Annotated in this window: 16 protein-coding genes and 1 pseudogene; 8 read left to right on the top strand and 9 right to left on the bottom strand. The window is 42.6% G+C overall.

Annotation, left to right across the window (positions count from 1 at the left end; all coding sequences use genetic code 11):
• Positions 1-69 precede the first annotated feature (69 nt).
• Together AAEY93_RS00380 and AAEY93_RS00375 are read left to right on the top strand one after the other, a co-directional pair.
• Positions 70-579 (top strand): DUF2062 domain-containing protein, encoded by a 510-nt coding sequence (locus AAEY93_RS00380; protein ID WP_101030783.1) that lies wholly within the window; start codon positions 70-72, stop codon positions 577-579.
• Between the two features lie 286 nt (positions 580-865).
• Positions 866-1,105: a siderophore-interacting protein gene (locus tag AAEY93_RS00375; protein WP_101030780.1), complete on the top strand. Its 240-nt coding sequence runs from the start codon at positions 866-868 to the stop codon at positions 1,103-1,105.
• On the opposite strand, the gene AAEY93_RS00370 is transcribed toward AAEY93_RS00375, so the two are convergent.
• From AAEY93_RS00370 to AAEY93_RS00355, 4 genes are all read right to left on the bottom strand, one after another.
• Positions 1,046-1,288: a DUF3624 domain-containing protein gene (locus AAEY93_RS00370; RefSeq protein ID WP_101030777.1), complete on the bottom strand. Its 243-nt coding sequence runs from the start codon at positions 1,286-1,288 to the stop codon at positions 1,046-1,048. The genes AAEY93_RS00375 and AAEY93_RS00370 overlap by 60 nt on opposite strands.
• An 88-nt stretch (positions 1,289-1,376) precedes the next feature.
• Entirely contained in the window at positions 1,377-2,618 is a 1,242-nt protein-coding gene (gene lolE / locus AAEY93_RS00365; protein WP_124014283.1) for a lipoprotein-releasing ABC transporter permease subunit LolE, read from the bottom strand.
• Entirely contained in the window at positions 2,618-3,340 is a 723-nt protein-coding gene (gene lolD, locus AAEY93_RS00360; RefSeq protein WP_124014284.1) for a lipoprotein-releasing ABC transporter ATP-binding protein LolD, read from the bottom strand. The genes lolE and lolD overlap by 1 nt, the downstream gene beginning before the upstream one ends.
• Entirely contained in the window at positions 3,340-4,584 is a 1,245-nt protein-coding gene (locus AAEY93_RS00355) for a lipoprotein-releasing ABC transporter permease subunit (protein WP_124014285.1), read from the bottom strand. The genes lolD and AAEY93_RS00355 overlap by 1 nt, the downstream gene beginning before the upstream one ends.
• Positions 4,585-4,741: 157 nt before the next feature.
• Here AAEY93_RS00355 and AAEY93_RS00350 point away from each other — a divergent pair, with 157 nt between their 5' ends.
• Genes AAEY93_RS00350 through AAEY93_RS00340 form a run of 3 tightly spaced genes read left to right on the top strand, consistent with a single transcriptional unit; the run spans position 4,742 to position 9,909 of the window.
• Entirely contained in the window at positions 4,742-5,338 is a 597-nt protein-coding gene (locus tag AAEY93_RS00350; protein ID WP_124014286.1) for a hypothetical protein, read from the top strand.
• 52 nt (positions 5,339-5,390) lie between these two features.
• Complete coding sequence (gene mfd / locus AAEY93_RS00345; RefSeq protein ID WP_124014287.1) at positions 5,391-8,927, top strand: transcription-repair coupling factor; 3,537 nt, start codon at positions 5,391-5,393, stop codon at positions 8,925-8,927.
• The gene (locus tag AAEY93_RS00340) at positions 8,917-9,909 is read left to right on the top strand and encodes a peptidoglycan binding protein CsiV (protein WP_101030757.1); all 993 of its coding nucleotides are present in this window, start codon (positions 8,917-8,919) and stop codon (positions 9,907-9,909) included. The genes mfd and AAEY93_RS00340 overlap by 11 nt, the downstream gene beginning before the upstream one ends.
• Before the next feature lie 128 nt (positions 9,910-10,037).
• Here AAEY93_RS00340 and nagZ read toward each other — a convergent pair whose 3' ends face one another.
• Positions 10,038-11,063, bottom strand: coding sequence for a beta-N-acetylhexosaminidase (gene nagZ / locus AAEY93_RS00335; RefSeq protein WP_124014288.1), 1,026 nt, complete (start codon positions 11,061-11,063; stop codon positions 10,038-10,040).
• A gap of 233 nt (positions 11,064-11,296) precedes the next feature.
• Between nagZ and AAEY93_RS00330 the strand changes: the two genes are divergently transcribed.
• Positions 11,297-12,673 carry an L-serine ammonia-lyase gene (locus tag AAEY93_RS00330; protein ID WP_101030751.1) on the top strand — a complete coding sequence of 459 codons (1,377 nt, stop codon included), beginning with the start codon at positions 11,297-11,299 and terminating at the stop codon, positions 12,671-12,673.
• Positions 12,674-13,652: 979 nt separating this feature from the next.
• On the opposite strand, the pseudogene AAEY93_RS00325 reads toward AAEY93_RS00330, so the two are convergent.
• Positions 13,653-14,027, bottom strand: a pseudogene (locus tag AAEY93_RS00325) (transposase); the annotation flags it as partial.
• Positions 14,028-14,201: 174 nt separating this feature from the next.
• Here AAEY93_RS00325 and AAEY93_RS00320 point away from each other — a divergent pair.
• On the top strand, positions 14,202-15,158 hold the full coding sequence (locus AAEY93_RS00320; RefSeq protein ID WP_351074350.1) for an alpha/beta fold hydrolase: 957 nt from the start codon (positions 14,202-14,204) through the stop codon (positions 15,156-15,158).
• A gap of 33 nt (positions 15,159-15,191) precedes the next feature.
• A complete protein-coding gene (locus AAEY93_RS00315; RefSeq protein WP_124013757.1) occupies positions 15,192-16,106 on the top strand; it encodes an alpha/beta fold hydrolase in 915 nt (304 codons plus the stop codon).
• A gap of 431 nt (positions 16,107-16,537) precedes the next feature.
• On the opposite strand, the gene AAEY93_RS00310 is transcribed toward AAEY93_RS00315, so the two are convergent.
• The 3 genes from AAEY93_RS00310 to yegD all read right to left on the bottom strand — a co-directional run bounded on the left by AAEY93_RS00310 (position 16,538) and on the right by yegD (position 19,830).
• Complete coding sequence (locus tag AAEY93_RS00310) at positions 16,538-17,077, bottom strand: N-acetyltransferase (RefSeq protein WP_101030748.1); 540 nt, start codon at positions 17,075-17,077, stop codon at positions 16,538-16,540.
• 536 nt (positions 17,078-17,613) lie between these two features.
• Positions 17,614-18,081 (bottom strand): CreA family protein, encoded by a 468-nt coding sequence (locus AAEY93_RS00305; protein ID WP_101030745.1) that lies wholly within the window; start codon positions 18,079-18,081, stop codon positions 17,614-17,616.
• 342 nt (positions 18,082-18,423) lie between these two features.
• Complete coding sequence (yegD, locus tag AAEY93_RS00300; RefSeq protein WP_351074347.1) at positions 18,424-19,830, bottom strand: molecular chaperone; 1,407 nt, start codon at positions 19,828-19,830, stop codon at positions 18,424-18,426.
• Between the last annotated feature and the right edge of the window lie 417 nt (positions 19,831-20,247).

Here is a 20,247-nt window from a genome sequence, read left to right as displayed (position 1 = left end):
AAAGAACAGGCGCAAAAGCCATAGATAAATCGATTCATAATGAATTAGTAAAGACATTAATCGACAAATATGCCAAAAAAATTAATACAAAGATTTATGCCAAAAGCAGAAACACTCCGTGAGCATAAGTATTTACGGGTGTTTGGCAAACTATTGCACAAGCCCAACCTATGGGTGTTAAATCGCAAATCGGCCCCAGGGGCCTTTGCTGTAGGGCTATTTGTGGCTTGGCTCCCTTTGCCATTTCAAATGGTGGTTGCTGCAGGATTTGCCATTCTGTTTAACGTCAACCTTCCCGTTGCTGTCGCCCTAGTGTGGGTGACGAATCCGTTTACTATGCCCATTATGTTTTATGGTGCTTATCTGTTGGGAACCAGAATTCTCGGACATAAAGCGCAGGAATTTCATTTTGAAGCCACCTGGGCATGGATTGAAGCGTCTTTATCGACCATAGGCCCACCTTTTTTAATCGGCAGTTTAGCCTTGGGCATTGTGTCGGCATTAATTGGCTACGTTGTCATTAAAAGCATGTGGCGCTATTCAATCTTATTTAAATGGCAAAAGCGTAAAGGACAATAGTCTCCAACAGATTGACTCATTTACTCTCATTAAGGCCGCTTCTGCGGCCTTAATAATATGCTAAAGGTATTGATTTACATTTTTCGCCATCAACTTTGCAAAATGGGAAAAACCCAATATCTAAAAATTACCCGCCAAATTAACCTCTATAAACAACATCATCCAAGTCAACCCTTATCTACACAGCTGAGTGCTTCATGGCGAGTTGCGGGTCGACGTCCTTGCCGATCAGCAAGGAAGTTATGTAAAAGTGTGACCACTACAAGCCGCAGAAACAGCACTAACGATATCGTTAACCGACCCTAATACTGCCATTAAACGTTCATACACCATTAGGGAATTTGATCCAAAACGTGGCCAACTTAGTTTGGATATTGTTATCAATAGACATGGAGGCCCAGCCACTGATTGGACTCAATCAGCTAAAATGGGTGGTACTGTGGTGATTAATGGCGGGCCAGCTAGCTTATGGTTCCTGTTGAGTCAGGGTACGGTAGGTCCATACAATCAAGTGCAGGGCAAGTAAGCCACTAAAGCTAATAGCAAAAAAAAGTAGCGCGATGGATTCGACTGTTTTGGGCGTATCGGCATAGCAATACCACCAAAGTGGCCACGTAACTAAACTCAGTAGCGTTAACTGCCACATGCAGCGTTTACAACGACCAATTTTTTGTTTAAAAACCGAATCAGTGCATTGGTTACAAGGCATAACCCCCATCCTTATAAGCCATCACTAAGGTGCTTAAACGCGTATTTTGACAATCGAGTTAACCCATGTTTGCTCATCTCTGTATAAGCTATCTGCCCGCTAATGCGGTGGCAGGCGCTATTTTGGTTGCTTTCCACGCAGGGTAAATGGTTGCCACTAAACTCATCACTAATCCCATCACCAGCACCAAGACCACATCTTGAGCATGCAATTGCGACGGTAAAAAATCAATAAAATAAATATCTGATGCCAAGAGCTGAATACCCAATAACTGCTCTATTCCAGATGCAATATCACTTAAATAATAAGCAACCACAACACCCAACACACCACCAATGCTACATCCCATCAGCCCATTTAAAGCACCTTGCATAATAAAAATGGCCATAATGGCGCCGCGATGAAGCCCCATGGTCATTAAAATGGCAATTTCAGAGGCTTTATCACGTACGGCCATCACTAAGGTAGACACAATATTAAAACAGGCCACGGCTATCACTAAGGCTAATACCAAATACATAACTAAACGAACAAGCTGAATATCTTGATACAAATGCCCTTGGCTACGAGTCCAATCATTAATGTATAAATACTGCTCTTGGGCAAAACCTAAATCACGAGTGATACTCGCCGCATGAAAGACATTATTGACTTGAATTCGTACCCCAGAAACCGCGGAGCCCAGCTCGAGTAAATCGGCTAAATAATCAAGCGACACATAAGCTTGAGTTGACTCAATCTCACCACCCAAGGTGTACACACCTGAGACAACAAAGCGATGACTCTTGGCCGACGTTAACTTACGGTTATTCGCATCTGGCGTATACATCGCCAGAGTATCACCCACTTTTAAGCCCAATTTAGTCAATAAACTGCGGCCAAGGACAATGTTATTTTCATCACCAGCTAATGTCTGCCAAGTCTCGGCAGACATATAATCAGCAATACTCGACACATCGGACTCATACTCAATATCAACACCATTGACAACTAACCCTTGAAAACCATCGGGTTTTTGTACTAAACCTTGTAAACGAACAAACGGAGCCGTACCTGTAATTTGCGGTATTTTGGCCGCACTTTGTGCAATTTCATGCCAATCGGCAATAGGTTGATTAACGCCAACGAGTTCACCATGAGAGACCACGCCTAATAAGCGGTCTTGTAACTCTTTTTCAAAACCATTCATGGCCGATAGCACCACAATCAACACGCCAACACCTAAGGCAATACCCGCAGTAGACGCAAATGAAATAAAGCCGATAAAGCCATTCGACTGCCTGGCGCGAAAAAAACGCCAGCCAATTGTTAACGGTAACCACTTACTCATTAAACTTGTCCTACAGGCACAGTAGTGACTGAACTCGCCACCTGCAACACCCCGTCTTTCATGGTGAGTTGGCGATCCATTTTCGCGGCTAATTTATGATCATGGGTTACCACCACAAACGCGGTACCAAACTGCTGCGCCAACTCGCGGATCATCAGATAAACATTATCACCACTGCTGGCGTCTAAATTCCCCGTGGGTTCATCGGCTAATACCAACTTTGGTTTGTTTATCAATGCTCTTGCTATTGCAACACGTTGACGTTCACCGCCCGATAATTGCGCCGGGATATGGTGTAAACGATGGCCTAGTCCAACACGCTCAAGTAAGTTTTTAGCGTCTATCAAGGCTTGGTTTTTATCCCTGCCTTGAATAAACGCAGGCATCGCGACGTTTTCAATCGCGGTAAACTCAGGCAACAGATGATGAAACTGATAAATAAAACCCAAATCTTGATTACGCACTTGTGCCTGACGAGCACTAGACAATTGGTATAAATCTTCACCGTCTAACAATACAGAACCAGATGAGGGCATATCTAAGGTCCCCATAATGTGTAAAAGGGTACTTTTACCCGAACCGGAACTGCCTACAATGGCCAACTGTTCGCCCTTATAAACGGTTAAATCAACACCCGACAGTACTTGGGTAGTCACTTCACCATCATGATAGTGCTTGCTGACATGTTGAACCTGTAATAACGCTTGTTGTGTCTGACTCATTATTCGTATCTCAAAGCTGTAGCAGGTTGAACCCTTGCGGCGGACAACGCGGGATAAAGGGTGGCAAATAAGGTAATAAATAAGGTGCCTAAAATAATAAAACTCAATTGCGCTAATGACAATTGCACCGGCAGAGTCTGACCTACGCCCAATATAGAAATACCAAAAGTGGTTAATATTTCATTCAAATTAAGCGTTAACACTATGCCCGCAATCGCGCCAAGCATTAAGCCTAACAGCGCATTAAGCGAGCCTTGCACAATAAAAATCGTCATCACCGAGGTGGTGGTTAACCCTTGGGTTTTTAACACCGCAACATCGGTGGTTTTATCGACCACCATCATCACCAATGCTGAGACAATATTAAATGCAGCCACGGCCACAATTAAACTGAGCATCAATGACATCATATTTTTTTCCATCTTGACCGCCGCAAATAAATGGCCAAAATCTTGGCGCCAATCACGCGTTTGAATGTCAATGTTTTGCTTAGCAAATCCAGCAACCACTTTTGGCGCTAACGCAGGTGCAGAAAAAGGATCGTTCAAATACACTCGCAGTTCATTAATGGTATTGCTGTCTTTACGCATCAATTTACGCGCATCTTTATAATGCACATACGCCACGCTAGAATCGACTTGCGAGCCCATTTCAAAAACACCGGCAACGGTAAACTTACGTTGGCTAGGCACGGGGCCCATCGGCGAATACACCACACCATCACCGCTTAACACCCTAACCTTATCACCCGCTCTCACGTCTAGTTTTCGGGCAAGATCAACGCCAAGTACAATTGAATACTGCCCCGCTTGTAACGTTGAAAACGCATCAGAATAAGTATGAGACGCAATACTCGACAAGGATTGCTCAAGTTCAGGATATACCCCATACATTTGAATGGCATGAATGTTACTGCTCGATTGGATCATGGCCTGGGTTGTCGCACTTGGCACAATGCCACGAATATTTTGTAATAAATATTTATCCGCCAACAGACTTTGGGTACTTTGCTGCCAATCTCTAAATCCCATGTCACTGATCAAGGTCATCTGCGGCACCGCACCTAAAATACGGTTTTTTAGCTGGCCTTCTAATCCATTCATCACCGAACTGACGACGATCAATGCCGTCACCCCTAAAAAAATACCCGATACAGCAAAAAAGGTAATAAAAGAGGCAAAAGCATTCGCTTTTCGGGCTCGCCAATAACGGTAGCCGATAAAAAATGAAAATCCTAAATTCATAAAAAAATACTAATCCTGTGCGCCCATTTGGGCGTATTAGTCAGACAATCAGGCTAAATGACACTATGAAAACAACAAGCCAGCGTGTATGACTTGCTAAATCATTAAGTTGGGCACGATAATAGGGCTATTAGTGTGATAAATAAAGAGGCAAACCTTGATACCTGACAGCAATTCTTATTTTAATGTGCCTCACAACTTTAATGTGTACTTAACTTCGTGGGATCCAAGCCACGCTTTACCCACTGATGATGAGCTACGCGACATGCAATCGGTTGGTTTAAAACTGCTCACAGAAGTCAAAAGTCTTGAAGCAAGCTGCCTGTTGCAATTGCGCCACCTAGATAATGATGCCAAAGCCGTGGTCGACTTTTTAAAATTACAATCACGCAAGGTCGATTTAGTATTACAACATGTGCTTGAAAAAGAAGTTCAGGATGGTGAGTTATTTACTGGCGATCAATTCGGCGGTAGTGGGATCAGCATTATCTCAACACGACCGTTAATCGCAAATGAGTTCGTTAAAACCCACATCTATTTGCATACTGAGTTAGTCGCATTATTGTGTATTTGCCAAATTAGAACCTGTACAGCAGCAACAAATGACACTGCAGATACACCTTCTTGGCGTTGTGAACTTGAATTTAGCCAAATACTTGAAGATGATATTGAGCAATTAGTCAGAGCAAGTTTGAATGTACAGCAAAAAATGCTCAAAAAACGTAAGCAGAATATCGATAAACAGCGTAGCTGAAGCCTCGCCTTATTATAAGACTTGATCGCAAACGGAACTGAAAAAGATTTTAATGAATTTATATAGTGTACTCACGCCGCCGAGTGTAAAAAAAGGCCAACAAACGCAAACTTTGGCAACCTTGGGTGGGGTCTCGCAAGCCATCACCCTGGCCAATTTAATTAATAACCATGCTGGCACCAGTATTATCGTCACCCATGACACGCCCAGCGCCTTGTCACTTGAGGTGGAGCTGAGTTATTTGTTAAACCACATCAATGTGAATGTGTGTTTGTTTCCCGACCGTGAAACCTTGCCCTACGATAGCTTCTCGCCACATCAAGACCTGATTTCACAGCGACTTGAAACGTTGGCCAATATCAATCAAAGCCAACATAATGTGGTTATCGTGCCAGTAAACACCTTAATGGTGCGATTACCGCCAAAGTCGTTTATGACCGCCAATGTTATGGTGTTAAAAAAAGGCGACACTTACGGCTTACAACAGGCTAGGCAACATTTAACTGACACAGGTTATCATCTAGTCGACCAAGTATACGAACATGGCGAGTTTGCCATTCGTGGCTCCATTATTGATATTTTCCCGACTGGCTCTTCACAACCATTACGCATAGAACTGTTTGATGATGAAGTAGAATCAATCCGCTTTTTTGATGTTGATACTCAGCGTTCAGGCATGGCACGTGATGCCATCCGTATGTTGCCAGCCAAAGAATTTCCGACCGACAGCCATGCCATTGAAGGCTTTAGGCAACGCTATCGTCGCCGTTTTGAAATCATTTCAAAAGAAGCCGAATCGGTTTATCAACTTGTCAGTCGTAATCTAATGCCTGCAGGCATTGAAAACTATTTACCGCTGTTTTTCGATGACACTGCCAGCCTATTTGATTACTTGCCACAAAACAGTCAACTCATCACCATAGGCGATATTGAAAAAGCCAGCTTATCCCATTTGCATGAAGTCAATGTGCGCTACGAAGACCGACGCGTCGATCCACTAAGACCCTTGTTGGCGCCCAAAGAGCTTTACCTGCTTAATGATGAATTATTTGCGGCATTTAAATCCTTTAATCGTACTCAATTACTGCAGCAATATAGTGCCACCGACACTAATAATGCCGGTGAGCCGCTAGCAGAAGTCGCCCTACCAGCACAGGCCCTTATCGCCAACGTTGAAACGCTGCCCGACATCAATGCCAACCATAAATTAAAGCAGCCACTGATTGCGTTACAAGAATATGGTCAACAACACCCACAGCTCCTATTCAGTGCTGAATCTGAAGGCCGCCGAGAAGCCTTGTTAGACTTGTTTGCTAAGATTGGCATTAACCCCAAACAGTTTGCTCATCTTAACGACTACTTTGCCGCCAAAGACAGTATTGGCTTAATCGTGTCACCTTTAGCGCGGGGTTGTGTGCTAACCGACACCGCAAAAGGTGCTGTGAGTATCATTTGTGAAACCGAACTGTTTGGTCAACGTATTTCGCAACATCGCCGCCGCGAAAAACAAAAGCAAGTTAGCTCAGATGTGTTAGTCAAAAATTTAGCTGAACTTAAAGTCGGCCAACCTATTGTGCATCTTGAACACGGTGTAGCGTTATACCAAGGATTAGAAACCCTCGATACCGGCGGTTTAATCGCTGAATATTTAAAACTGGAATATTCCGGTGGTGACAAGCTGTATGTACCAGTGTCATCACTGCATCTTATCAGCCGCTACAATGCCAGTGGCGACGGTAATACTCATCTCAACAAGCTGGGTAACGAAACGTGGACCAAAGCCAAGAACAAAGCTATAGAGCGCATTAGAGATGTGGCCGCGGAGCTGCTCGATGTTTACGCCCGTCGCCAAGCACGTCCTGGCGAGGCAATGAGCATCGATGAACAAGAATATGCCCAATTCAGTCAAGGCTTCCCATTTGAAGAGACTGTCGATCAAGAAAGCGCCATTCATGCGGTGCTTGAAGACATGCAAGCGCCGTTAGCCATGGACCGCTTAGTCTGTGGTGATGTTGGCTTTGGTAAAACCGAAGTGGCCATGCGCGCAGCATTTGTCGCGGTTAATGCCGGTAAACAAGTGGTGGTGTTAGTACCAACCACCTTGCTTGCCCAACAACACTACGAAAATTTTAAAGACCGTTTTGCCGATTGGCCTATCGTGATTGAAGTGATGTCACGCTTTAGAACCGCCAAAGAGCAAAGCAGTGTGGTCCAGCAACTCGCTGAAGGCAAAGTTGATATTGTTATCGGCACCCATAAGTTACTGTCATCAGAAGCTAACTTCGACAACCTCGGTTTATTGGTTATCGACGAAGAACACCGCTTTGGTGTACGTCAAAAAGAAAAGATTAAAGCGCTACGGGCCCATGTCGACATTTTAACCCTCACAGCCACGCCTATCCCGCGGACCTTAAATATGGCCATGTCGGGTATGCGTGATTTATCCATTATCGCCACCCCACCGGCTAAACGTTTAGCCGTAAAAACCTTTGTGCGTGAATATGATAAAGCCACTGCACGAGAAGCTATCTTGCGTGAAATTTTGCGTGGCGGCCAAGTGTATTATCTACACAATAATGTTGAAACCATTGATAAAACGGCGCAAAACATTCGCGACTTAATTCCAGAAGCCCGCGTCGTGGCAGCCCATGGGCAAATGCGCGAACGCGATCTTGAAAAAGTCATGTCCGATTTTTATCATCAACGTTTTAACGTACTGGTCTGTACCACCATTATTGAAACGGGTATCGATGTGCCCAGTGCCAATACCATCATTATCGACCGCGCCGACATGTTAGGTTTAGCGCAGCTTCACCAGCTTCGAGGTCGGGTTGGACGCTCGCACCACCAAGCCTATGCTTATATGATGACACCACATCCTAAGCGTATGACTTCTGATGCACGTAAACGTCTTGAAGCCATTAGTGCGCTTGAAGATCTTGGCGCAGGTTTTTTACTGGCCACCCAAGATTTAGAAATTCGTGGTGCGGGTGAATTACTGGGCGATGAACAAAGTGGCCACATCTCAAAAATTGGTTTCAGCTTGTATATGGAAATGCTTGACTCTGCCGTAAAAGCCCTCAAAGAAGGTAAAGAGCCTTCGTTAGCCTACATGATGAGCGCCAAAGCAGAAATTGATTTACGTATTCCGGCGTTATTACCAGAAGATTACGTCAGTGACGTCAATATGCGCTTATCATTATATAAGCGTATCGCTAACTGCGAAAGCGACGCTATGCTTGATGAGCTTAAAGTCGAATTTATTGACCGCTTTGGTATGTTACCTCAACCCACGCGCAATTTAATGGCGATGACACTGTACAAACATCAAGCAACAGCACTGGGTATTACCAAAATTGAAATGCACGCCAAGGGTGGCAGCGTCGAATTTGGTCAGGAAAATCACGTCGATCCGATGTTTATTATTGGTTTGTTGCAAAACCAACCACAAATCTATCGAATGGACGGGCCAAATAAGTTAAAGTTCAACATTCCTGCTGAGACAAGCAAAGAGCGTCTTGAGTTAATCAACACCTTGCTTGAACAGTTCGCTAAACATCAAATTTTGGAGACAAATAGTGCTTCGTAAAATTGCGATTGCTATCGCCGCTATCATAGCGCTATCCCACAGCGTGTCAGCCCATGCAGAATCATGGTTTGAAGTTGAAGTGTTTGTATTTGAACGCCAACAACCATCAGTTGAAAAATGGCTCAATGCCACGCCGCCCAAACTCAGCAAAGACACTGTGGATATCATTACGCCAGTGATCAGTACCGACATAACTGGGGTTTCAGTTGGCTTAAAGGGTTGTACTTCAACCGACTGGACCAATGACGCCAGTAACTGTAATGATCCTAACATCAGTAAAAGTACGGCAACGCACCCAAGCCAAGTGCCCTTTGATGTCGCAGCAAGCAAGCCACAAACGGCTCACTTAGGTCAAGGACCATTACTGCTGGCTCAGAGCCAAAGTAAATTTAGTGACATAATCCGAACTATCCAACGCGAGCCTTATGTTAAAAGCCTAGTACATTTAACCTGGCAACAAAATATGCAGTCTCGCCGACGTGCTAAGCCAATACGTATTTATGGCGGTAAGGATTTCTCAAAAAGTTTTGAATATCATGGCTTAAGTGTCAAAAAACCATCTCAAACAGAAACTATGCCTAGCACAGACTTAAGTGCCTTAGGTGACTTTTATGAAGCGCCAAAGATTAACCCCGTATGGGAATTAGACGGCTCGATTAACATTTATCTCAGTCATTACCTTTATATTGAAAGTAATTTGGCTTTGCGTAAACCCACCCAGAAAATGGTTGAATCGAGTCCATTGGCATTTAATGAGTATGCAGCGTTAGATATTGAAGGTAAGAAACAACTGGCACCTTACTTAGAAAGCATTCCGCTGATCCAAAACCGTCGAGTTCGCAGTGGTGAGATCCATTACTTTGATCATCCGCAACTGGGTATCGTGATGCAAATTCGTAAAATGGCCCAACCCACTAATATTAAACCTATTGATTTAACAGAGCGTTCTTCCGCCAGCCAACCGGTACCTTATACCGGTTAACCGCTGACGCACTCAAGACTAAAAAACCGGATCATATGATCCGGTTTTTTGATTCATAGCCTAGCTTATTTTATGGTTAACACCCTTTTCTCAGGTTGCTAGTCTTCATGGTGCTCGAGCTCATTATGCTAGGTTAACTGTGCAATTCGAGTGATATCGATCGCCAATTGCTGCGCGGTTTGCCAACGCGTTTGCTGCTCAAGTGCCTGTAAGGTTTGCGCGCTATTACCTGTTAGCGATAATGCGGTATGTGTAGGCTCCGCCATGGGCCAATCAAACTCCGTTAATAAGGCGTTAACGCCAACCGGATCATTGCACACCAAAATCATGTTACAGCCAGCATCCAATGCCGCTTTAGCTCGTCCAAGGTAATCACCAGCAAAACTAGCGCCTTTCATGCCTAAATCATCAGAAAAAATCACCCCATCAAATCCTAATTGTTGGCGTAAAATAGTCTGTAACCAATAGGTCGAAAAACCAGCAGGGTTGGGGTCAATATTGGAATAAACAACATGTGCGGGCATCACGCCTTGCAGGTGTTTTTGGTCTATAAGCTGTTTAAACGGGAGCATATCAAAAGCTTCCACTTGCTCTTTACTGCGCGGATCAACAGGCATCGCAACATGGGAATCGGCGGCAACACTGCCATGACCCGGAAAATGTTTACCCACGGCAGCCATACCGGCCTCATTCATGCCGATAATAAAGTGTTCTGCCAATGCACTAACTTCCTCAGCAAGCGCACTAAAACTGCGTTTACCGATCACTTCACTTATACCATTTACGTCTAAGACAGGTGCAAAACTCAAATCTATATCACAGGCCAACAGCTCTATTGCCATTAGAAAACCACACTCTTTTGCCCATTGTTTAGCTAATGTTAAGTCGCCTTTAGCTGCAGGTAAAATATCACCCATAGCAGGAATTAAGCTAAAACCCTCACGAAAACGCTGAACCCGGCCACCTTCATGATCAACCGCAATTAATAAACCAGGGCAAATATGGCGAACATCCTTAACCAGCTCAATTAATTGACTTTTATTTTCAAAGTTTCGACTAAAGAGTATAATCCCACCCACCTGTGGATGCTGTAACTGCTCAGCTTCTAGCGCAGATATGGTTAAACCTGCAAGATCCATCATTAAATAGCTCAAACCTTTCCCCTAAATATACAGCTGACTATTGCGTCAAGTTAATCAAGTCACATTACACATCAAGTATAAGGTTGGCTAATGTGAAAATAATGCATAAAAAAATCTAATGAACTGTCATTGATTAATCTGTGGGATACTCTAGTGACAATAAGAGATAAACCGCCAACATTACATTTGACGATTATACTCACTTATAACTAAAACAATAAACGACTCAGCAAGGGTTCAATCACATGATTAGCGTATTTGACATGTTCAAAATTGGTATCGGTCCCTCTAGTTCACATACAGTGGGCCCGATGAAGGCCGGTAAAATTTTTATCCAGCATGTCGCAGATATTAATTTATTGGATCAAATTGATGAATTACGAACAGAATTGTTTGGCTCACTAGGCCAAACAGGTAAAGGCCACGGTACAGGTAAAGCAGTGGTTTTAGGCTTAATGGGTCAAGACCCTGAAACCGTTGATACCGAAGCTATCGATGCCATTTTAGAGACAGTATCGACCAGTCAAAAGTTGACCCTCGCAGATGGACGTCAGTTGACATTTACCCGTGAAGCAGGGGTCACCTTCCACAGACGCAAAACCTTACCTGCACATGCCAATGCCATGACCTTATTCGCCTTGTCTAAAGGCGAATGTATTTACCAGCGTACCTATTACTCTGTTGGCGGCGGCTTTATTCTCGATGAAGATGAAATTACTCAACGAAATGCTTCTCCGGCGACACCCATTGAACAAGCACCTTATGACTTCAATAGTGCATTGCAATTACTGCAACTTTGTTGTGACAATGGCTTAAGTATTTCGTCTTTAATGATGGCCAACGAGCAGAGTATTGCATCGGAAGATGAAGTAAAACAAGGTTTGTGGAAAATTTGGCAAACGATGAAAAACTGCGTCGAACGCGGTTATCAGAAAGAAGGTATTTTACCTGGTGGACTAAAATTACGTCGTCGCGCACCAGCGCTTTACCGCCGTTTAAAAGCTGAAGGCCGTAATAATATCGACCCACTGACTGCAATGGACTGGGTTGATTTATTTGCCTTATCGGTTAACGAGCAAAATGCTGCAGGCGATCGAGTCGTGACAGCCCCAACAAACGGGGCAGCAGGGATTATCCCCGCTGTATTGTGTTACTACGACAAGTTTGTGCAAGAAGTTGATATTGATGTGTGTTGCCGTTATTTATTAACCGCAGCCGCTATTGGCATTTTGTACAAGAAAAATGCCTCAATTTCTGGCGCTGAAGTGGGCTGTCAAGGCGAAGTGGGCGTAGCCTGTTCAATGGCTGCAGGGGCGTTGACTGAAATTATGGGCGGAACAGTAGAACATGTTGAAAACGCCGCTGAAATTGGCATGGAACATAACTTAGGCTTAACCTGTGATCCCGTTGGCGGCTTAGTGCAAGTCCCTTGTATTGAGCGTAATGCTATGGGTGCAGTAAAGGCGATTAACGCATCACGTATGGCGCTTCGCGGCGATGGTAACCATAAAGTCTCACTGGATAAAGTCATCAAAACCATGATGGATACCGGTAAAGATATGCGCAGCAAATACAAAGAAACCGCGAAAGGTGGTCTTGCGGTGAATATCGTCGAGTGTTAATTAACGCATTAATTTAATCGCGTAATGTGAAATGCCTGTTAGTCACTCTAACAGGCATTTTTTGTATCTATTAAATGAAAATTTAAGCGCACTAAGTGACTCATTCAACCCTACTATTTTAAACCTGCTATTTAACCAATATTCGTGCGCAATTATCCAAGCCACCAAATGAGTGTAGCGCACTATTATCGAGTTGATAGATACCCTTTTTTGGTGAACAAAATAGCGGTAAACTGAATTGAACTACAGACAGCATTCTGCCATTGTAGAAAATCATTAAAATGACAACAACGTTGTAAACTGCGTCAACCCTATCACCCCCATCATCAAGCCAATGTTTGACAATCGAGTTCTTCGCTGAGATGCGATTGCGGTTTCTAGCTGCAATCGAACGTAACGCATTTCTGGACAAAAGTGAGTTTGAGGTATTAATTAACTCAGCTTACTTGGTATTGGTTTAGCTTGATTTATAACGTAGCTTCATTTGAACTTATTGCCTGCAGCATGCTGATGTGCAGATGATTAAGCGAGACGCCACGAGCACATCCCTGTGGGCTTAACCAAAACATCCCTGTTTTGGATACTCGCTGACTCATCTACACCTGTAATTTAACTCTCTTCGATTTAGCCGCATAGTTGTCTATAGGTAAAAGCTAAAGAGGAAAAGCTCAAATCTAATTAGCTGACTTACTTTGGGGCATAAATGATTTACACACCTTGGCACATTTGTGGGCGGAAAAAATACAAAAATACATAGCCACCCATTTTTTGAAGTAACAACATAACCTCTTCCTATTTGAGTTGCGATCACCTTTTATCATTTTCACAATGAGCAAATTCAACAGGATGATTCAACAAGATGATTCAACAAATTAGCAATCGATAGCCAATCCATCAGTAATATGGTCGATTTAACGCAGCAGAAAAGCTTGATATCAATCAAGTGGAAGATGGTTTTGTGGGATTAAGACATGATTGCTTAGGCGCACAACCAGCGCAGGCAGTTGGCTGCGCCTTGTCGTCGTTTTCGGTCTAAATGTTCGCAATAGTCTGTTAATGCAGGCAAAGCCCCTACAGCACCTTTGAATAATACCCCAAACTCTGTGGTGATTTTTAACCAGTTTTCAGCAGGAATATTCAGTCTATTAAGAATAGCTTGGCGACTTGCACTAATGGCGCCACGTTTATCCTCTCGAATAATCCTGCCTGTATCTTCAACTAGCACAATATAGTCTTTTACACTAAACATTAAACCTTTAGGCATATCCTGACGCTCATTCCCCACAAAAGGCAATAACTCTGCTGGTTGTTCACCTTTTATCGCTGAGTGTATTCGGCGTTGAATGCTGGTGTAACAATCTTGGGTGGCCATATTTAATTAGGTGGCCATATTTAATTTTTAATTTCCTAAGCTGGGACAACTTCACATAATCAATCAAAATTTGTTTCACTGCATTAACATTAGAGTTATTGTTCTAAATATTAGAGTTATTACTCTAAAAAATAGATATTATCAAAGGAACTACTGATGAGTAAAATAAAAAAAACGCTCTTAAGCCTGGCGGCTGTATCTGTATGTGTATTGGCTGGCGTCATGTTTTATGCCACTGACATCGCAAAAGGTGACCTTCCTGCAACAGACCCGCAAAGCTACACTACCATTGAAGCGAATGGCCTTAGTTTTGCCGTTGATATCCGCGGAGACAAAACGGGGACACCGGTTATATTACTCCACGGATTCCCTGAGTCGGCGGTGATGTGGGACTCATTCATGGATGAACTCACTGCAAATGGATATTATGCCATTGCACCCAATCAGCGTGGTTACAGCGCTGGATCTCGACCAGATGACGTTGAACAATACCAATTGAAATACCTGACTTCAGATGTTATTGCGATTGCTGACCAGCTCGAATTAGAAGCATTTCATTTAATTGGCCATGACTGGGGCGCAGCGGTAGGTTGGCAGGTTGCCGCAGAAAATCCTGATCGCGTTATCAGCTATGCCGCGATTTCGGTGCCTCATATTGATGCTTTTGGTAAAGCGTACCGGGAAGATACAACACAGTATGAAGCGAGTGCCTACATCCGTTTCTTTCAGAAACCGATCTTACCTGAATTCATGATGGCGAAAAGTGACTATGAGCGTTTAAGATCTATTTGGACGCAGCATGACGCAGCAGAAATTGAACACTACGTTGGTATTCTTGGTCAGGAGAAAGCCCTGACCAGTGCCATCAACTGGTATCGTGCCAATTTCCCTGTATTCACAAACGGTTTAGATGTTGGCAAAGTTAACGTGCCAGTTACGTTTATTTGGGGAAATAAAGATCATGCGCTTAAGCGTTCCGGCGTTGATGACACCAGAAATTACGTTGAAGCTGACTATCAATTCATCGAAATGGATGCCGGCCACTGGATTATCCAGGAAAAATATCAAGAACTAACAGGCCACTTGCTTACTCATTTAGCTAAGTATAAATAGGGTTCAATTCAATTTGTCTATCAAAGGATACACATGAAAAAAATTATAATTAGATTATTGTTGATTGTACTCGTTGTACTTTCTCCCGTTCTCTACCTCATTTACACATTTGCATTTACGGGTCCTATGCCTGATGCGGAATTTCAGAAAAAACTGCCTGAAATAGTAAAAAACCTTGAAGTGAAATTTGATGGTGAAGGTGAAGAGACCTTAGTGTTCATCCATGGTTACCCTGACAGTTTGGAGCTTTGGGACAAACAGGTTGAATATTTAAAAGATGATTATTCGATTGCTCGATTCACCCTTCCGGGGTTCGAGTTAGAAGATAATGGGGAAAGACCTCATTACAATATAAAACAGATCCGAATGATTATGAACGCCTTTATTAGAGGTTTAAATAAAGACAAGGTCACCGTTCTGGCTCACGACTGGGGCGCGGTTTATGCGTCTCAGTATCTGAAGAAAAATGACTTAGTAGATAGCCTGGTACTCTTTGATATCGGCAGCTTTGGCGAAGAGAAACGACCAACCATCAATGTTAAATACACCTTTGCACTTGCTGTTGCTTGGACTTTACCTGAATTTTTAGGAGAAAAGTTGGCATTATATACTGCTGATAACATTTTAAAAATTGAAGATGTAGACCCTAATAAAACAATCGCGGATTTGCGAACAGATCCCCGTATGACCTATCCGTACTGGCATTTGTGGAAATCTGTATTAACGAAAAATACAACAAAGGCGACAGAAATAAAAGATTATGGCACGCCTTTCCTTTTCATTTACGGCAAGGATAAAAAAGTCTGGTTCCATGCTAAAAGCTGGGAAAAGCAGCTACAAGAGCAGAATAAGGGACAAGTTGAAGTTGTACCTGGCGGTCACTGGTTTATGCAGTCTTCGCCTGATCTGGTGAATCAAAAGATTTCTAATTGGCTGAGTGCTAATTAAAGCAACAAAAATTTTGTTTCTTGCTATCTAATTGATAGGCCTGATGTCTAAAAATATAAGGGGAGCCACTTTAGTGGATCCCCTTTTTTTACTGACGGACTTCAACCCGGCACGTCCAATTTATGCAGCATCCGATTAAGCATAGGTACCACAATCAGGGTCAGTATAGTGGCAAAACCCAGACCAAACATGTTGCGGGGCAGCTGGGCTAACTCTTTTATAAAGAGTAAAGAGGGAACAGCCGTTGGTTTCCTTTTGGTCTGGTGTGGGTGAAGCCCCACGACGTTAGTGGCCGCAGGCCATAGCCTAAGTTTAGAGTGGTCACCCTAAATCGTACCTGAACAGAAGCTTGTGAGTGCCTAAGCTCTAACACTCACTATTCGCATTATGATAAGTCTGGTGAATTTAGATTAACTTGTTAGCTTTTTATTTTAAATTTCACAAGGAACTGCATTCAATGCATTTTGTTCTTGTTTTCTTAGGTAATTGACCACTTTCTCTTTAAACGATAAATCGGAATAAAATTGCTTGATTAGGTATTTTGAAGGGATATCAGTCCGTTCCATTAATGGGACAGCTCGACCAGTCGCTATGACGTAAACATGAAAATCATTATAACGTGCCAACATTGGTTCAATAATATTTTTATACAAAGCATTGGCCAACAACGTAGCATAACCTTTATTACGATGCTCTATGACTGTTACGAAGTGAATAATACCCAATTCTTTATAGGTCACACCTTGATGACAAGTGTTTTTGTCAGCACGGGCTTCAAAGTTTTCAAAAAGACTGTACCCTACCAATTCATCATTTACATAAAGTTTAATTATTTCTGCTTGAGTCCCGTTTTGTAATTCCTCGTGTTTATCTAACCAATCAAAAATGTACCACATTTTCATGTCGCCCTGACCCAAGGCGAGTAATTCATTAGTACAAGTTTTGACATTACAGTGTTCAAATCTAAGCATTAATAACCCTTTGAATCTTCGTAAGTTAGTTAAAATCGACCTGTGAACTTACTTTTATATAAATAGAGAGCTAAAAATGGGTTAAGCCCCCCTAACCCACTTTGTGACAGAAACGACTTAGAATAATAATGCTAAGCCTTTACCAGTATTTTGTGCCGTTTACAACAATTTTGTTATTCAACACCATTAGCCGCAGATGAAGCAATACCATGGATTTTTGAGTTAACGATAAGATGGCGGTCTCTTGATCGTGCAGAGTAATCCATAAATGAGTTTATATTGTTGCCATATTACCCAGACGAAATATGATATTTAATAAACCTCTGCACTTATTATTTGAATCCAAGTTATCGCTACAAACCAGCTATGTAACTATTTTGCATTGCTGGTTAAATATCAACATTAGCTGACTCAATCCACTGAATTAATAGGTTCTTTCCATGCCTCTTTCCGTGCATTTTACCATGCCACCTTCAGTATGACGGGACAGCAGATAATCCGTGCAAGCGACCTGAGCCTGAGGGCCGCCTTTGTCATTATTGAGCTGGTGTCGGCTCAACATATGCCTTGGTTCCCCAGAGTGGAACAGTCGAAAGGCTGTGTTTGAAACTTCCTGATGTTTCTTTAGTAGAGTAAGATACATACATTAACGTTTGATTGTCAGCATCAAATATTCTTCTAATTTTCATCGTTTTGAAAAAGATACTTTTTGATTTTTTAAATACCACTTCACCTGATTTACTCTTATCTATTTGTGCAATCATATCTTTGGTGATTTCCCCTGTTTGCCTGCAAGAGATAGAGCTATCACTTGGATCTGAAAAACTCAGGTTTTCTTCTATTGAGGCGATGTGACACGTTACACCAGAGACAATATCATCCTTTAAAATGTTTAATTTTATATCTTGCGTAGTAAACATTCCAAGTGAAACATCACCTACTTCGTTGTCAGAACAAGCAGTAAGAAGTGCCGTTAAACATAACGCAGTGAGTATTTTTTTCATCAGTAAACCTTGTAATATTGGAAGTTAATTATCGTCAAAAGAGGCTGGTTTAAAAAATGTTGTTAGGCAATTAAGGGCATACATTAATGGTATGTCTTTAATAATATTCTTTTCATGAAATACCTTTCATGATAAATAGGCCTAAACTGACTTTGCCGATATCAGCGCCACCACCGCTGAGCAACATGCTAGCTCATATTGCGTTCGGCATTATGGTTATCATTGTAACCTATTGACCAAGCTCGTTGCTGACTCACTATGCTTGTTAACATTCTCTTTTTTAGCATAATGGCCAACCTTTATGCGTTAACTGCACTTTGACTTAGTTAACTGCACTTCGACTTAGTTAAATGCACTTTGAGCACAACGTGTTAAGCCCGCAGTTACCGAGCCAAAATGATCGCCCACCACCACTTTGGCATTGGGATACACACTAGCAATTTTATCGTATATAGCCGGGCTACGCGCCGTACCGCCTGTTACATACACAATATCAGGAGTGGTTGGCATATCGCAATCTTGTTGCTCCGCTTTGGTGATAGCCGTTTTCATGGCTTGTTTCATTAACGCTTCAACTTTAGCTAAAGGTTCATTGATAGCTTGCTCAAACTGCGCTGCCGTTAATGGTACAAACAGCTCTTTTTCAATAAAATCTAATGAACATTGAATAGTCTCATTGTCCGACAAACTGATTTTAGCGGCTTCAGCTTGGCGTACAACTTGATAACTCATTTGATTTTTTTGTACTTTTTGTAAACGAACTAATAAGTCTGGTTGTTGTGCTTCTTTTATTAACTGCTCGACGAGCTTACGGGAAGGTAAACTAACAAAGTCACGCTGAGCACTAATATCATTGACGGCAACCGCGTTCCAAAAAGGGGTTCTTGGCATAGGTTTACCGTTAATCATTAACGTGTCTGCCCCAAAGCTTGGCATCAATCCGCTCATCGCAAGCGCAATATCTAAATCGTTGCCACCGATGCGTTGGCCAGAATGGCCAAAGCAGTCTAGGCTTCGATCTTGTTGCGCAATGTATGATGGACCCATTTTCACCACAGAACAGTCTGTCGTACCGCCGCCCACATCAACCACTAAAACGGTATTGTCATGGTTAAGATTTGACTCAAAGTCCATGCCAGCGGCTAATGGTTCAAATAAAAACCTCACATCAGTGAAGCCAGAGCGAATTGCTGCAAGGCGTAAAATGGCTTCAGCTTGCAGGTTATTGTCTTCGCCACCTATACCTTGAAAATTAACCGGTCGACCTATCACGGCATGGCTGGCAGACGTAAGCGATTTGGCGTTTAATGCCTGATCGGCTAGGGTTTTAACATGCATCATCATCAAGGTAACGATGTCTTCAAATAAGGCAATCTGCTCTGCTCGCAGGCCATTGGCGCCTAAAAAGGATTTTGGCGAACGGACATAAAAACCTTCTTCAGGCATGTCTAAATAGGCATCAATCGCAGCTTGACCAACAAACACGGCTTGTTCATTAGGCGACAAATCAAGTTCATGGCGCATTTGTTTTGCTCGCATTAATTGCGAACTGCGCAAATGAGAATACTGCGCTTGTAAATTTTCAGGTAAGCCCCAATACACTGCTTCAGCGATCAGCTCGCGATCCATCGCGTACAAGGTTGACGGCATAAAATCTGAGTGCGCTGATAATGGCAATAATGCCACCGCATTATCAACCATCACCCCTATCGCACAGTTAGCACTGCCGTAATCAAATCCAACAAACATTGGCTTACCTTCAGTCGTTCAATTTAAAAAAGCGCCCAAAATAACATAATAATCATGTTAGCTGAACCATTTATCGTGTTTTATCCAAGGGGACACAATGAGGAATAACTCATTCAGGCGTAAAAACCTCATAATATAAGCTTTACAGCATATATCCCCAGTAATAATTTTAGTTAAATATCGTTTATTCAATATGTTGCATACCAATGTTCTAGAAGATTAAATGGCATCGGCAGCTAAAAATAATCTTATTCCCGACATCGCGATATCTTGGTTATCATTTAAAGCAAGGGTTACACTAAGCCAACGATAAACATGTGCCGTGGATTTTTTAGTCATATTTAGATCCGCTATTGTGCTTAACTTAAGCCGGTTCGGTAAGTGTTGACCCTATCAAATTGATGCTGGATAAATAAA

The sequence above is a fragment of the Shewanella sp. CAL98-MNA-CIBAN-0140 genome (assembly GCF_040309905.1).
Taxonomy (GTDB): domain Bacteria; phylum Pseudomonadota; class Gammaproteobacteria; order Enterobacterales; family Shewanellaceae; genus Shewanella; species Shewanella psychromarinicola.
The sequence above is the reverse complement of the archived record's forward strand: the minus strand, read 5'-3'. Positions and strand labels throughout refer to the sequence as shown.